The organism is Rhodococcus sp. T9N, assembly GCF_024436645.1.
In the GTDB taxonomy this organism is placed as follows: domain Bacteria; phylum Actinomycetota; class Actinomycetes; order Mycobacteriales; family Mycobacteriaceae; genus Rhodococcus_F; species Rhodococcus_F qingshengii.
The window spans coordinates 679276-692987 of the sequence record NZ_JAMSKS010000001.1 but is presented as its reverse complement, the minus strand read 5'-3'; the positions used below and the strand labels follow the sequence as shown (position 1 = coordinate 692987).

Below are 13712 nucleotides of genomic sequence, written 5' to 3'. Positions count from 1 at the left end.
GACCATGGCACCGTCCGCAGAGGTAATCCGCAAGACCGTCGACGCCTACATCGAGACCGTTGCGACGGGCACTGCTGCCCAGGTTGTGGCCCTGTACGCAGAGGGTGCAACGGTCGAAGACCCGGTTGGTACCGACGTGCGCACCACCCGCGAGTCCATTCTCGAGTTCTACTCCGTGATCGAGAATTTCGACCAGGAAGCTCACCTTCAGACCCTCCGCATCGCCGGAAACGAGGCGGCATTCCACTTCTCGCTGATCACCAAGCTCGGCGAGCAGACCCTGACCATCGCACCCATCGACGTCATGACCTTCGACGACGACGGAAAGATCCTGTCGATGCGCGCATTCTGGAACCAGGAAGACATGATCACCGCCTGACATGACGGTCAAGACGATCGACGTCGACGGATTCTGTTGGCAGATCGACGATTCCGGTTCCGGGACAGCTGTGGTCATGTGCCACGGCTTTCCCGGCCTCGGATACAGCTATCGCCATCAGTCGGCAGCGTTGGCGGAAGCGGGTTTTCGGTCGATTGCACTCGACATGCCCGGTTACGGCGGCACTACCCGCCCCGACGCGATCGAGGACTACACCAACGACGCCGTCGCGAACCGGCTGATCGACCTACTCGACGCTCTCGGAATCGACAAAGCGGTGTTCGTCGGACACGATTTCGGCGCTCCGGTCGCGTGGACGACAGCGCTTCGTCACCCCGATCGCGTTGCGGGACTGGTCTCCTTGGCGGTTCCCTATGCGCCGGACAGATTCCCGGCCAAGCCCTCGGCCATCTACGCCGCCTTGGCGCGCAAGCACTTTCTGCACATTCACTATTTTCAGGAACCGGGTGTTGCGGAGCGCGAACTCGACGCCCGTCCACGTGAATTCCTTCAGCGGCTCTTCCACGCCTTGTCCGGGGCTTACCGGTACCTCGATGTGTGGAAGAACCCCTCCGAAGGAAACGGCTATCTCGACGTACTTCCCGAGGCGCCGGCGTTGCCGTGGTCGTGGCTCACCGAGGATGATTTGGATGTCTATGTAAAGGCCTTTACTGCAACAGGTTTCACCGGTGGCTTGACCTGGTACCGAGCGTATGACGCCAATTGGGAACGCAGCGCGGATCTGGACGGCGCGCACGTCGAGGTCCCGACGCTCTTCGTTGCGGGCGCGGAAGACCCGGTCATCGCGATGAGCGGTCCCAAGGCACTGGACCGAATGAAGGACACTGTCCCCGACCTGCGGGGTGTACATCTCCTCGGCGGTGCGGGGCACTTCGTACAACAAGAACACGCTGCCGAGGTCAATGAACTTTTGATCTCTTTCCTTCGGTCGCTCTAGGCGAAATCGGGCCGAAGGTCTAGCGTTGCGCAGATGCGCACCAGGATCTTCGATCGCGGTATTCGGGTAGGTATCACCGGTGCTCTTGTTGCCGGTTCGCTTCTGGCTCTGGGCGTGTCCGGTGCCGCCGCCGCTCCGCCTTGCCCTGGATCGTCACCCGCCATACTCAGCGCCCAGATTCCGGGTGCGGCCCTCGAGGGTGTCACGGTGGACGGGCAAGGGCGCCTGTATACGACCGACCTGGTGAGTGGGCGGATCTTCCGCGTCGACGGGCCTGGTCAGGCCGCAGTTCCGATCGCGACGGTTCCCGGCGGTGCGGGCGCACTCGCGTGGAGCCCGGACGGTTCACTGCTGGTGGGTACCGGAGCAAACGCCGGCGTGCTGATCGGCGATCTGACGCGTGCTGCGTCGGTCGCGCGGGTGGACGTGAACTCGGGCGCCGTGACGCCGATAGCCGGTGGTCTGAGCGCTGCAAACGGCCTTGCCGTCGCGCACGACGGAACGATCTACGCCACCAACGATTTCGGTTCGCTGATCGGAAAGGTCAGCCCGAATGGTTCCGTCGACCCGGCGTGGGCAACCTTCCCGAGTGCAAATGGCGCTGCCCTGAGTGCCGATAATCGCTGGCTCTACGTCTCGCGCACGTTCGCAAACCCGGGTGTCAGCCGCATCTCCGTCGACAATCCGGGATATTCGGAGTCGTTGGTCGACCTCGGTGGCTTCGAAACCTTCTCTGCTCCAGATGGTTTGACCTTGGACTCGCGAGATCGCGCAATTGTTCCCACGGACATCAGTGGTGAGGTGTGGCGGATCGACGGACCCGGCCAGTACTGCTCGCTCACCAGCGGACTGCAAGCGTCGAGTGTGTTGACCTACGGGCGTGGCAATTCCGGTTTCGCGGCCGGGCATCTCTACCGCGCCGGGTTCGACGGAAAGATCTTCGAGATTCCGGCCGGCTTCGACGCGGGCGCCCAGGCCGCAACCCCCTGACGCGACACCCTGACGCGACTTACCCACTACTGATGCCGGGACTGCCGGAATCGTCCATACTGGTCTGCATGGCGGAAACGAGTGAGATCGACGAGGCCGAAGTGGCCCTTCCCGCGATACCGCAGCCGTTGCTGACCCCGCTCACGGAAGCTGCGATCTTCCTGGTTTTCACCATCGACGAGGGTGGTGAGCAGGCAGTTCACGACGTTCTGGCGGATATTTCCGGGCTGCAGCGCTCGATCGGATTCCGGGTTCCCGCCGGTGGCTTGGCTGCCGTCGTCGGCATCGGTTCGGATGCGTGGGACCGACTTTTCGACGGTCCACGGCCGGCGGAATTGCATCCGTTCGTCGAGTTGACCGGTGACAAACACCACGCCCCGCGCACGCCGGGCGATCTGTTGTTTCACATCCGGGCCCGTCAGATGGACCTGTGCTTCGAGTTCGCCACGGTCGTGACCAACAGGTTGGCCGGGGCCGCGTCGGTGATCGACGAGGTCCACGGGTTCAAGTATTTCGAGCAACGCGACCTCATGGGTTTTGTCGACGGTACCGAGAACCCGTCCGGGCAGGCCGCTTACGTCGCGGTCACCGTCGGTGACGAGGATCCGGATTTCGCAGGCAGCAGTTACGTCATCGTCCAGAAGTACCTCCACGACATGTCGGAGTGGAACTCCCTGCCCGTCGAGGAGCAGGAGAACGTCATCGGACGCTCCAAGCTCGAAGATCTCGAGATGGACGACGACACCAAGCCGGCCAACTCCCACACCGCACTCACCGTCATCGAAGACGAATCCGGTGAGCAGATCCAGATTCTGCGGGACAACATGCCGTTCGGCCACGTCGGTTCCGCTGAGATGGGTACCTATTTCATCGGTTACTCGGCGTCGCCTACGGTCACCGAGCAGATGCTCACCAACATGTTCATCGGGAATCCCGTCGGCAATTACGACCGCATTCTCGATTTCTCCACCGCCGTCACCGGAATCAATTTCTTCGTTCCGACGGCGGACTTTCTCGACGATCCCCCGGACTTGCCGACCAGGCTCGTTCCCGAAGCGACGTTCACAGCGCCCATCTCTGACGGTTCTCTCGGAATCGGCAGCCTCAAAAGGAGTGCCCAGCAATGACAAACCTGCACCGCGACCTAGCACCCATTTCGGCAGCAGCCTGGGCCGAGATCGAAGAAGAGGCGAGCCGTACCTTCAAGCGTCACGTCGCCGGTCGTCGTGTCGTGGATGTGGAGGGACCGTCGGGTGACGATCTCGCGGCCATCCCACTCGGGCATCAGGTGCCGATCAATCCCTTGGCCGACGGCGTCATCGCACATGCTCGTCAGTCCCAGCCGATCATCGAACTGCGGGTCCCTTTCACCGTCAGCCGTCAGGCCATCGACGACGTCGAACGCGGCGCCAAGGACTCCGACTGGCAGCCCGTCAAGGACGCGGCCAAGCAGATCGCGTTCGCCGAGGACCGCGCCATCTTCGAGGGATACCCCGCAGCCAGCATCACCGGCGTGCGGGCCAGCGGTTCCAACCCGGAACTGAAGCTACCCATCGACGCCAAGGACTACCCGGAAGCCATCAGCCAGGCGATCACGTCGCTGCGCTTGGCCGGTGTCAACGGACCGTACTCACTGCTCTTGAATGCAGATGCGTTCACCGCGATCAACGAGACCTCCGATCACGGCTACCCCATCCGCGAGCACCTGCGACGCGTCCTCGACGGCGAGATCATCTGGGCCCCGGCCATCGACGGTGCTTTCCTGCTGTCGACGCGTGGCGGTGACTACGAATTGCACCTCGGCCAGGACCTGTCCATCGGCTATCTCTCGCACGATGCGAACTCCGTCGAGCTGTACTTCCAGGAATCGATGACGTTCCTCATGTACACCAGCGAAGCTGTTGTCTCACTTGCGTGAGAGCTTTCGAAACCTCTGATACCAGGGCGGGCGAGGCAGTTCGCCGATGTCCTGGAGATGGGCGACAAAGGCCTGGGCATCCGAACGCGAAGACGTCTTCGGCCGTCCACCCGCCCACGCTGTGAACAACTGAAGATAACGATCGCCGAGAGTGTGGCGCGCGACCGGAAGGTGGTGCGCCACTTCTCCGGCGCGCTTTCGGAGCAGCGCCGCCGAGACAACGGCGGCTTCGTCTTTGTCGAAGCCTTCGGGTAGTTCGCCACCCGCCACCAGTGCGCGAATAAGCGCCTCTTGACGCTCACCGAGCGTGCTCATGTGCGTGACCAGTCGGTGCCCGCGGTGATGCGATCCAGACCAGCTGCGTCGGCGATGGCATCGAGCTCGTCGAGCAATTCCAGTGCCGGCGGATAGTTGCCGTCTCGCTCGAGCATGATCGCGGGATGGTGACCGGCCGCGGTGAATTGCGCGAGTAGTTCCAGCACGGCTTCGGGTACCGGATCGGTGTGCGTGTCGTGGTATTTGCCGTCGCTGATGCTGCCACCGGCGATGTGGCAGTATGCGATTCGCTCGAGTGGTAGCCGGCTCAGCTCGGCCCAGGGATCACGCCCTCGGTTGAGGGCATTGGCATAGACGTTCGCGATGTCGAGAACCAGCAGGGCTCCGGTGCGCTCGACGATCTCCGCGAGAAACTCCCCTTCGGTCAACTCGTCGTCGGGCCAGTCGAACAGGGCGGCAACGTTTTCGACGGCGAACGGCACCGGTAGACCGTCCTGAGTGCGGGTGATGTTGCGTACCAAGACATCGATCGCTTCGTGGGTGCGTGGCAGTGGGAGCAGGTGCCCGGCCTCTATGCCGCCCGCCCGCACGAATGCGATGTGCTCGCTCGCCAAGGGAGCGCCCAGTAGCTGAGCTGCATGCGCAAGGTGATCGATCCGTGCCTGATCTACCGCCTCGGCCCCGCCAAGTGAGAGCGAGATTCCGTGCGGGATCACCGGAACTCCGAGCGAGCCGAGGTGCGGCGGTATCTCGTTTCCGACGGATTCGGCAATGACTTCGCAGAATGCCAGGCCGTCGAGCTGCGCGATGATTCCGGAGACCTCGGGGCGCCAACCGATTCCCAGGCCGTACAGGGTCATTCGAATCACCTCCCGTGTGCAACTGCTAACGGCGACTATAGACGGATCAGGCGGGCAGCCAGTTGGGTCCCGGACCGTTGCCTTCTTCGAAGATCAGCCACGTTTTGGTCGAGAGAACCCCGTCGAGTCCCTGGAGTTCTTCGAGAACGGTGTGGCGTAGTTCCTGGTTGTCCGGGGCACGGACCAGCACCAGAACGTCGAAGTCGCCGCCGAGGAGGGAGAAGTGCTCGACAAACGGCAGGGCCTTCAAGGACGCCGCCAGACCTCGCCACGAGTGCTGCCGGATCGAGAGTGCCACGTACGCCGAGGAGCCGAGTCCGGCCTTCTCATGGGCGATCCGCGTCGTGAATCCGGTGATGATTCCGGCGTCCTCGAGCCTTTCGATGCGGACGTAGGCGTGAGCGCGGGATATGTGCGCCTTTTCAGCCAGTGCACGCATGGAGATGCGACTGTCTGCGACCAGTTCGGCGATGATGCGGCGGTCGATCGCATCGAGAGCGTGCGGTTCGGTGGCCATCTGTCCATTCCTGGTTCGGTAGTCGAGTCGGTTGATGGACATATTGCTGCCCGAATCCTCATGATAGGCCGTTTGTCTTGAATCCTCGACGCTTGCTGCCATTACGTCGCCGAAGTGCGAATACTGATGGACACAACGTCTTCTGGAGGTAGAAGTGACACTTGTCGAGCCCTTGGGGGAACTGCGGTATCAGAAGTTCCTGCCGGCCGATTCTGCGGTGCAGTACCTCGACCCTGCCGGAGAACTGACGCGCAGCGAGGCCCGCTACGCAAAACCGAGCGACGATCGCCTGATCGCGATGTATCGAAAGATGTTCCTGGGCAGGCGTTTCGACCAGCAGGCTACGGCACTGACCAAACAGGGGCGCCTGGCCGTGTATCCGTCCTCGCGAGGGCAGGAGGCATGTCAGATCGCGGCAGCGATGAGTCTGGAGCCGAGTGACTGGCTCTTCCCCACCTACCGGGATTCGATGGCGTTGGCCGCCAGGGGTGTCGATCCGGTGCAGATTCTGAGCATGCTCGCCGGCGACTGGCACTGCGGATACGACCCGGTCGCGCTGCGCAGTGCGCCGCAGTGCACCCCGCTGGCAACGCAATTGCTGCATGCAGCGGGGGTGGCCTACGGGGAGTCTCGACGGGGCTTGAACACCGTCGCCTTGGCGCTCTGTGGTGACGGCGCCACCAGTGAGGGCGATTTCCACGAGGCGCTGAACTTCGCCGCCGTCTTCAAAGCGCCGGTGATCTTTCTGGTGCAGAACAACGGATTTGCGATCAGCGTGCCACTGTCGCGCCAAAGCGCAGCACCGACGTTGGCGCACAAGGGCGTCGGCTACGGGATTGGCAGCGAGCAGGTAGACGGCAACGATCCCGTCGCGATGATGGCCGTCATGGACGAGGCAGCGCGCTTCGTTCGCAGCGGAAACGGACCGGTGATCGTCGAGGCACACACTTATCGCATCGACGCACATACCAATGCCGACGACGCCACCCGCTACCGCGACAGCGCCGAGGTGGAAGCCTGGCTCGGGCGAGATCCGTTGCCGCGTCTCGAAAAGTATCTGCGCGCACACGATCTGATCGACGACGCATTCGTGGAATCACTGACCGCGGAGGCCGAGGCAGAGGCCGCCACACTGCGCGCCGGCATGAATGTCGACCGCCCGCACGATCCGCTCGATCTGTTCCGGTACGTCTTCGCCGAGCAGACACCGCAGTTGCGTGAGCAACAAGCGCAACTCGAGACCGAACTTGCTGCCGAAGCCGCTGACACAGGGGGACACTGACCATGCCCATGCTCACGATGGCTCAGGCCCTCAACACCGCGCTACGCGACTCTCTGGCTGCGGACGACAACGTTGTCGTCTTCGGTGAGGACGTCGGCACCCTGGGCGGCGTTTTCCGCGTCACCGACGGCCTCACCCGCGACTTCGGCGACGACCGATGCTTCGACACTCCCCTCGCCGAGTCCGGCATCATCGGATTCGCAATCGGCATGGCCATGGCCGGTTTTCGTCCGGTCGTGGAAATGCAGTTCGACGCGTTTGCCTATCCGGCGTTCGAGCAGATCGCCTCCCATGTGGCGAAGATCCGCAACCGCACCAAGGGCGCGCTGTCGATTCCGATAGTCATTCGTGTTCCTTTTGCCGGCGGTATCGGCGGGGTGGAGCATCACTGTGATTCCAGTGAGGGCTACTACGCGCACACACCCGGACTGAAGGTTGTGGCGCCGTCCACGGTGGAAGATGCGTACTCGCTGCTACGTTCGGCAATCGAGGACCCCGACCCCGTGATCTTCCTCGAGCCCAAGAAGCTGTACTTCGCGCGAGCAGATGTCGAACTGACCGCACGTGAGCCGATCGGTCGCGCCGTCGTCCGTCGCCCCGGTCGTGACGCGACGCTCATCGCCTACGGTCCGTCCGTGGATGTTGCACTGAGGTCCGCCGAGGCCGCTGCAGCCGAGGGCCGGGACATCGAGGTGATCGACATCCGCTCGATAGTGCCGTTCGACGACGAGACGGTCACCGCATCGGTGCGAAAGACCGGACGCTGCATCGTCATCCAGGAAGCGCAGGGTTTTGCCGGTGTGGGTGCAGAAATTGCTGCCCGCGTGCAGGAACGGTGTTTCCACCATCTCCATGCCCCGGTGCTCCGGGTCAGCGGCTTCGACATCCCCTACCCCGCTCCCAAGCTCGAGCGTCACCACCTGCCCAGCGTCGACCGTGTCCTGGACGCCGTCGACCGTCTGCAGTGGAACGACACTCCCGACACCCGTTGGGCGGTGACGGCATGAGCAATCAGGTTTTCATGCTCCCCGATCTGGGTGAAGGTCTGGCGGAGGCCGACATCGCGGAGTGGCACGTCAAGGTCGGCGACGTGGTCACCATCGATCAGATCGTCGTCGAGGTGGAAACTGCGAAAGCTGCTGTGGATGTGCCCATCCCGTTCGCCGGGACCGTGATCGAACTGCACGGCAAGGGCGGAGACACCCTGAAGGTGGGCACTCCGTTGATCACTGTGAGTGGTGGCGAGAGTGTCGACGCGGTCGTTTCGGCCAACCACGAGCGCTACCGCGAAGAGGAACGCGCCGGTTCGGGCAACGTCCTGATCGGCTACGGCACCAGCGAGGATGCTCCTCTGCGCCGCCGCAGAGCTGCTCCGTCGGTACGTGTGATCTCGCCGATTGTTCGTAAACTGGCCTCTGACAACAGTATCGACCTAGCCACGATTTCCGGATCGGGCGCTGGCGGAGTCATCACGCGCGCCGACGTCGAGGCCGGGGCAAACTTCGGCCCGGAAACGGAAACGTCACACGTGACCGACCAAAGAATTCCGATCAAGGGGCTACGCAAGGTAGTTGCCGACAAGCTGTCCACCAGCCGCCGCGAGATCCCTGACGCGACAACCTGGGTCGACGTCGACGCCACCGAACTGTTGGCGGCGCGAGCCGAGATCAACAAGTCACTGCCCGATTCCGACAAGATCAGCCTGATGGCGCTCCTGGCTCGGCTGACCACCGCCGCGTTGGCGCAGTACCCCGAACTGAACTCGTCGGTCGACACGGCTCGAGGTGAGATCGTCCGACACGCCCGCACCCACTTGGGCATCGCCGCGCAGACACCGAAAGGATTGATGGTACCGGTCATTCGTAATGCCGATTCGCTGAGCACTGCCGAACTCGCACAGGCACTTCGGGTGACCACCGACCTTGCCCGCGACGGCAAGCTCGAACCCGCCCGCCTGACCGGCGGCACGTTCACGCTCAACAACTACGGGGTATTCGGGGTCGACGGATCGACTCCGATTATCAATCACCCCGAGGCGGCAATTCTGGGGATCGGACGCATCATCGACAAGCCGTGGGTCGTGAACGGCGAGTTGACCGTTCGTAAGGTCACTCAGATCTCGTTGAGCTTCGACCACCGCGTCTGTGACGGGGGCGAGGCCGGCGGATTCCTGAGGCTGTTCGGTGACTACATCGAGAACCCGATCCGCGTCCTGGGAAGGCTCTGATGACCAAGGCTCCGATGACAACTGCAGAACCCCACAGCGACGTCGTGATCCTCGGTGGAGGATCGGGCGGCTATGCCTGCGCCATCCGCGCCGCCCAACTCGGATTGTCGGTCACGCTGATCGAAGCGGACAAGGTCGGCGGAACGTGCCTGCACCGCGGATGCATCCCGACCAAGGCGCTGCTGCATTCCGCCGAGGTGGCCGACTCGGCACGCACCAGCGAGCAATTCGGAGTCCGGGCATCTTTTGCCGGCATCGACGTCGCGCAGGTGCACGACTACAAGAACGGGACAGTCGAGCGGCTGTACAGCGGTCTGCAAGGCTTGTTGGCGCAACACAAGATCACCATCGTCAACGGATACGGGACGTACGTCGGTGGGCGAAGCATCGACGTCGACGGAACCCTCTACACCGGAACATCACTCGTTCTGGCCACCGGCTCGTATCCGCGGGAACTCCCCGGCATCGAACTCGGCCGACGGATCGTCACCAGCGACCAGGCACTCGAACTCGACCGGGTGCCCACCAGCGCAACGGTACTCGGTGGCGGTGGCATCGGCATCGAGTTCGCAAGCCTCTGGCGCTCGTTCGGCGCCGAAGTAACGATCGTCGAGGCACTCCCCCGACTGATCGCCGCCGAGGATCCGTGGTCGTCGAAGCAGCTGGAGCGGGCATACCGGAAACGTGGAATCGTCTGTAAGACAGACACAAAGGTCAATTCCGCGAAAGAAGCAGCCGATTCCGTCCGCATCGAACTTAGCGACGGAACGAAACTCGACACCGACCTACTGTTGGTCGCCGTCGGCCGCGGACCTCGCACGGACGGTAACGGTTTCGAAGAAAACGGAATCAGCCTCGACAAGGGATTTGTCGTCACCGACGAACGCCTCCGTACGTCCGTGGACGGTGTGTACGCGGTCGGCGACATCGTGCCCGGTCTTGCGTTGGCGCACCGAGGTTTCCAACAAGGAATCTTTGTGGCCGAACAGATTGCCGGCAAGGATCCGATACCGGTCGCCGAACACCTGATTCCTCGCGTGACGTACTCACATCCCGAAGTTGCATCGGTCGGGCTCGGCGAAGAGGTGGCGCGCACGCAGTACGCCGACGTCTCCACCGTCATCTACGACCTGGCAGGTAACGGCAAGAGTCAGATCCTGCGAACTACCGGCGGAATCAAAGTGATTCGAAGCGGAACGAAAGGCCCTGTTGTCGGAGTTCACCTGGTGGGAGACCGCGTCGGCGAACTGATCGGTGAGGCGCAGTTGGCCGTTGCCTGGGAAGCACTTCCCGATGAAGTGGGGCGTTTCATCCACGCGCACCCCAGTCAGAACGAAGCGTTGGGCGAGGCCATGCTCGCACTCGCGGGAACACCACTGCACGCCCACAACTGACCCGGAGACAGAAAAGGAGATTCAATGAGTATCGACGACGAACTGCGCTGGGACGGTGAACTGACCGTCACTCGCCATGATCGGGAGACCGGCACGACTTTCGTGATTCGAATCGACTCCACCCGTCTGGGACCGGCGTCGGGTGGCACGCGGGCCGCTCACTATCCCTCGATCGGCCACGCTCTGGCGGACGCCGGGAAGCTCGCCGGTGCAATGACTTTGAAGATGGCTGTCTCCGACCTGCCGATGGGTGGCGGGAAGTCGGTGATCGCACTGCCAGCACCGCGCAATCAGATCGACGCCGCAACCTGGTCTCGTATCCTCGGCATCCACGCCGAGAACATCGACAAGCTCGAAGGAAACTACTGGACCGGTCCCGACGTCAACACCAACTCTTCCGACATGGATCAGCTCAGCCGCACCACCAAATACGTCTTCGGGCGTTCGGTCGGCAACGGTGGCGCCGGTTCCAGCGCGCACGCCACCGCTCTGGGTGTGTTCGAAGCGATGAAGGCCACGGCGCGTCGCCGAGGACTCGGAACACTCGACGGCCGAACGGTACTGGTACAGGGGCTCGGCGCCGTCGGCGGCGACGTCGTCCGTCTCGCAGCGCAGGCTGGCGCACGTCTGCTGGTTGCCGATACGGACCCGCAGCGCCTCGAGGCGGCTTCTCTCGCGGGGCACACGGTCGTTCCTGCCGGCGAGGTCCTCCGAACACCGTGTGACCTCTTTGCCCCCTGCGCGATGGGAGGCATCATCGATTTCGCTGCGGCTGCGTCGATTCCGACTCTGGCCGTGGCGGGCGCAGCAAACAACATCTTGACCGATGCCGCTGCCGGTGAGGTTCTGCGAGACCGCGGGGTTCTCTGTGCCCCTGATTTCGTCGCGAACGCAGGCGGAGCCTTTCACCTCGTGGGGCGAGAAGTCCTGGGGTGGAACGAAGACTACGTCGTCGAACGAACCCGCGGGATCGGTCGAACCTTGGACGAGGTGTACTCGTTGAGCGAGGAACGTGGCATCACTACCGAGGCCGCAGCGCTTATGCTCGCCCGGGCGCGGCTATCCCCCGCATCCACCGCCGCCGCCACATCCGCCGCCCCCGCTGCAGCTGCTGCCTCCCCCGCCTGAACCGCCACCGTCCGAACCCCCGCTACTTCCGCTGCCGTCGGCACCGATTCCGGCGGCGGAGGCCAAGGCGGGATTGATCATCAGCATCGCCGAACCGGCGAAGAGAGCGGCGGACGTTCCCGCCAAACGTGGTCCGTAGGCGGAGAAGGCAGGCTTGTTGCGCGGGGACAGGTAGGCGTGTGCCGTGGTCAGTTCCGAACGTGCCGCCTTGCCAGAGGTGGTTCGATCGAAGTTGAGCCCGAGCAGCGGGATGCTGAACCCGGTGACGAGTACGGCGAGAATCAGAAACTCGACGGGCTTGTCGTTGTGCAGTCCGAAAGTAATGCGGACGATACCCACGGCCACCAGGATCTTCAGCGGAACTGTGGAGAGAAAGATTGAACGCCTGGCGCTGTCGGAGGTCAGGTATCCCCGGTCCGCCAAAGAGTTTCGTAGGCGAGCTGTTTCCACCGTCATACGCTCGGCGAGTTGGCGCCGACGATGGGGTAGAGCCTGCTGGGCCAGGCGCTGGTACACGGTGAGGGTGTACCAGTCCAGGGTCTCGTCGCCAGGGCCCAACGGGCGCAGGACAGCGCCGTCGGTGGTGATCAGGTCAGCGCTACGCAGGATTGCCAATGATGCTGCGATGGCGCGTGACTCGCCGGTGAGCATTCCGACTTCCGGAGGCGTCAGTTGCTCGGCGGAATACCCGTGCTCGGTTGAGTACCCGTGCCGGGGTGCCCGGATCATCAGACGCCACCCCAGAGTGAGAACCATGAGCGTGGCCGAAACGGCTATGTAGCCGTAGAGGAAATCCTCGCTGGGGATCCCCCAAGTGTCGGCTGCATGCGTGCTCATCCCCCACACCCCCCGCCGCCGCAACTGCTCCCACTGCCGCCACCGCCGTCCGAACCGGATGATCCGGATGAGGAGCCACAACTGTAGTAGCTCGAACTTCCGCCACCCGGGCTGTACGCGGCGCCCGCAGCTACCGCTCCCGCCAGCGCCGGATCGATCAGAACCAGAGCGCCCGCACCGAAGAGCGCCGCCGAGAGCCCGGCGAGCGAGGGACCGTAGCTCGTGTACGCGGGCCGCAGTTTCGGTGAGAGGTACGAGTTTTCGTGCTTGAGTCGTCGAAGCTCGCTGTCTCCCAAAGCTGTCCGACGACGCTTGATGCGAAGAAGTGGAATCATCAGAGCGAGAACGATGATGGTGAGGAGCAGGAACCCGACCGGCTTACCGCCGGCGATTCCGGCGACGAGACGGACCAAGCCGAGAGCAATTACCGCCACGATCGGAACGGTCCGAAGGGCAGCGGTCAGACCGTCCTGCTGGCGTTGCAAATATCCCTCGTCGATCAACGTCGTACGTAGTTGTGCGAGTGCGATGTTCAGCCGTCCCATCAGACGCACCTGCCGCAGCGGGACCTTTCCGTTGCCGAGCCGCTTGTGCACCGTACGGGTGAACCAGTCGAGACGATTCTTGTCCTCCGCAGTGAGTGCCAGCTTGGTCTTGCCTTCGGTGCTGATCAGCTCGGCGCTGCGCAGAATAGCCATCGACGCCAGCACCGCTTGGTAGTCACTGGTCAAGGCACCGATCTCGGGAGGAGTGAGCGGCCGACGGACAGCGTCGACGACCACCGGTGACCGGCGCGCAGTCATTCGGCTGTACAGCGAGAGTCCGATCGCGACGGCAGCCGCCACCAGGTACCACTGAAGGAAAGTCTGGCTGGGGATCCCCCATGTATCCGTATGATCATGCATCGCACACCACCTCTCGATGAACTCCTGAGACAAGTCCAGTC

General features: G+C 63.1%; 15 protein-coding genes. 10 read left to right on the top strand and 5 right to left on the bottom strand.

Features of this window, described 5'->3' with window-relative positions:
- The first annotated feature begins 4 nt into the window (after positions 1-4).
- The 5 genes from M1L53_RS03245 to M1L53_RS03225 all read left to right on the top strand — a co-directional run bounded on the left by M1L53_RS03245 (position 5) and on the right by M1L53_RS03225 (position 4245).
- Positions 5-379 (top strand): nuclear transport factor 2 family protein, encoded by a 375-nt coding sequence (locus M1L53_RS03245; RefSeq protein ID WP_003942502.1) that lies wholly within the window; start codon positions 5-7, stop codon positions 377-379.
- Position 380: 1 nt separating this feature from the next.
- Positions 381-1337: an alpha/beta fold hydrolase gene (locus M1L53_RS03240; RefSeq protein ID WP_054186855.1), complete on the top strand. Its 957-nt coding sequence runs from the start codon at positions 381-383 to the stop codon at positions 1335-1337.
- A 33-nt stretch (positions 1338-1370) separates the two neighbouring features.
- Positions 1371-2327: an SMP-30/gluconolactonase/LRE family protein gene (locus tag M1L53_RS03235; RefSeq protein ID WP_007729077.1), complete on the top strand. Its 957-nt coding sequence runs from the start codon at positions 1371-1373 to the stop codon at positions 2325-2327.
- A gap of 68 nt (positions 2328-2395) precedes the next feature.
- A complete protein-coding gene (locus M1L53_RS03230) occupies positions 2396-3454 on the top strand; it encodes a Dyp-type peroxidase (protein WP_042447536.1) in 1059 nt (352 codons plus the stop codon).
- A complete protein-coding gene (locus M1L53_RS03225) occupies positions 3451-4245 on the top strand; it encodes a family 1 encapsulin nanocompartment shell protein (RefSeq protein WP_003942478.1) in 795 nt (264 codons plus the stop codon). The genes M1L53_RS03230 and M1L53_RS03225 overlap by 4 nt, the downstream gene beginning before the upstream one ends.
- Here the strand turns inward: M1L53_RS03225 and M1L53_RS03220 are convergent.
- Genes M1L53_RS03220 through M1L53_RS03210 form a run of 3 tightly spaced genes read right to left on the bottom strand, consistent with a single transcriptional unit; the run spans position 4234 to position 5898 of the window.
- Positions 4234-4560, bottom strand: coding sequence for a hypothetical protein (locus M1L53_RS03220; RefSeq protein WP_042447211.1), 327 nt, complete (start codon positions 4558-4560; stop codon positions 4234-4236). The two genes, M1L53_RS03225 and M1L53_RS03220, sit on opposite strands and share 12 nt — an antisense overlap.
- Positions 4557-5381, bottom strand: a complete 825-nt coding sequence (locus M1L53_RS03215; protein WP_042447209.1) for a DUF692 domain-containing protein — start codon at positions 5379-5381, stop codon at positions 4557-4559. The genes M1L53_RS03220 and M1L53_RS03215 overlap by 4 nt, the downstream gene beginning before the upstream one ends.
- A gap of 46 nt (positions 5382-5427) precedes the next feature.
- Positions 5428-5898, bottom strand: coding sequence for an Lrp/AsnC family transcriptional regulator (locus M1L53_RS03210; RefSeq protein ID WP_042447206.1), 471 nt, complete (start codon positions 5896-5898; stop codon positions 5428-5430).
- Between the two features lie 154 nt (positions 5899-6052).
- On the opposite strand from M1L53_RS03210, the gene pdhA reads away from it, so the two are divergent.
- Genes pdhA through M1L53_RS03185 form a run of 5 tightly spaced genes read left to right on the top strand, consistent with a single transcriptional unit; the run spans position 6053 to position 11929 of the window.
- Positions 6053-7180 carry a pyruvate dehydrogenase (acetyl-transferring) E1 component subunit alpha gene (pdhA, locus tag M1L53_RS03205; RefSeq protein WP_007729066.1) on the top strand — a complete coding sequence of 376 codons (1128 nt, stop codon included), beginning with the start codon at positions 6053-6055 and terminating at the stop codon, positions 7178-7180.
- A gap of 2 nt (positions 7181-7182) precedes the next feature.
- The gene (locus M1L53_RS03200) at positions 7183-8187 is read left to right on the top strand and encodes an alpha-ketoacid dehydrogenase subunit beta (RefSeq protein ID WP_054186856.1); all 1005 of its coding nucleotides are present in this window, start codon (positions 7183-7185) and stop codon (positions 8185-8187) included.
- Positions 8184-9407 (top strand): dihydrolipoamide acetyltransferase family protein, encoded by a 1224-nt coding sequence (locus M1L53_RS03195; RefSeq protein ID WP_054186857.1) that lies wholly within the window; start codon positions 8184-8186, stop codon positions 9405-9407. The genes M1L53_RS03200 and M1L53_RS03195 overlap by 4 nt, the downstream gene beginning before the upstream one ends.
- Positions 9407-10801 (top strand): dihydrolipoyl dehydrogenase, encoded by a 1395-nt coding sequence (lpdA, locus tag M1L53_RS03190; protein WP_232318969.1) that lies wholly within the window; start codon positions 9407-9409, stop codon positions 10799-10801. The genes M1L53_RS03195 and lpdA overlap by 1 nt, the downstream gene beginning before the upstream one ends.
- A gap of 24 nt (positions 10802-10825) precedes the next feature.
- Positions 10826-11929, top strand: coding sequence for a Glu/Leu/Phe/Val dehydrogenase dimerization domain-containing protein (locus tag M1L53_RS03185; protein ID WP_054186858.1), 1104 nt, complete (start codon positions 10826-10828; stop codon positions 11927-11929).
- Here M1L53_RS03185 and M1L53_RS03180 read toward each other — a convergent pair.
- Together M1L53_RS03180 and M1L53_RS03175 are read right to left on the bottom strand one after the other, a co-directional pair.
- The gene (locus M1L53_RS03180; RefSeq protein WP_054186859.1) at positions 11861-12766 is read right to left on the bottom strand and encodes a TIGR04222 domain-containing membrane protein; all 906 of its coding nucleotides are present in this window, start codon (positions 12764-12766) and stop codon (positions 11861-11863) included. The genes M1L53_RS03185 and M1L53_RS03180 overlap by 69 nt on opposite strands.
- Positions 12763-13671 carry a TIGR04222 domain-containing membrane protein gene (locus M1L53_RS03175; protein WP_054186860.1) on the bottom strand — a complete coding sequence of 303 codons (909 nt, stop codon included), beginning with the start codon at positions 13669-13671 and terminating at the stop codon, positions 12763-12765. Before M1L53_RS03175 ends, M1L53_RS03180 begins: the two co-directional genes overlap by 4 nt.
- Positions 13672-13712: the final 41 nt, after the last annotated feature.

Coding starts and splice junctions, on each gene's coding strand:
- M1L53_RS03245 (WP_003942502.1), top strand. CDS start 5: ATGGCACCGTCCGCAGAGGTAATCCGCAAGACCGTCGACGCCTACATC.
- M1L53_RS03240 (WP_054186855.1), top strand. CDS start 381: ATGACGGTCAAGACGATCGACGTCGACGGATTCTGTTGGCAGATCGAC.
- M1L53_RS03235 (WP_007729077.1), top strand. CDS start 1,371: ATGCGCACCAGGATCTTCGATCGCGGTATTCGGGTAGGTATCACCGGT.
- M1L53_RS03230 (WP_042447536.1), top strand. CDS start 2,396: ATGGCGGAAACGAGTGAGATCGACGAGGCCGAAGTGGCCCTTCCCGCG.
- M1L53_RS03225 (WP_003942478.1), top strand. CDS start 3,451: ATGACAAACCTGCACCGCGACCTAGCACCCATTTCGGCAGCAGCCTGG.
- M1L53_RS03220 (WP_042447211.1), bottom strand. CDS start 4,560: ATGAGCACGCTCGGTGAGCGTCAAGAGGCGCTTATTCGCGCACTGGTG.
- M1L53_RS03215 (WP_042447209.1), bottom strand. CDS start 5,381: ATGACCCTGTACGGCCTGGGAATCGGTTGGCGCCCCGAGGTCTCCGGA.
- M1L53_RS03210 (WP_042447206.1), bottom strand. CDS start 5,898: ATGGCCACCGAACCGCACGCTCTCGATGCGATCGACCGCCGCATCATC.
- M1L53_RS03200 (WP_054186856.1), top strand. CDS start 7,183: ATGCCCATGCTCACGATGGCTCAGGCCCTCAACACCGCGCTACGCGAC.
- M1L53_RS03195 (WP_054186857.1), top strand. CDS start 8,184: ATGAGCAATCAGGTTTTCATGCTCCCCGATCTGGGTGAAGGTCTGGCG.
- lpdA (WP_232318969.1), top strand. CDS start 9,407: ATGACCAAGGCTCCGATGACAACTGCAGAACCCCACAGCGACGTCGTG.
- M1L53_RS03185 (WP_054186858.1), top strand. CDS start 10,826: ATGAGTATCGACGACGAACTGCGCTGGGACGGTGAACTGACCGTCACT.
- M1L53_RS03180 (WP_054186859.1), bottom strand. CDS start 12,766: ATGAGCACGCATGCAGCCGACACTTGGGGGATCCCCAGCGAGGATTTC.
- M1L53_RS03175 (WP_054186860.1), bottom strand. CDS start 13,671: ATGCATGATCATACGGATACATGGGGGATCCCCAGCCAGACTTTCCTT.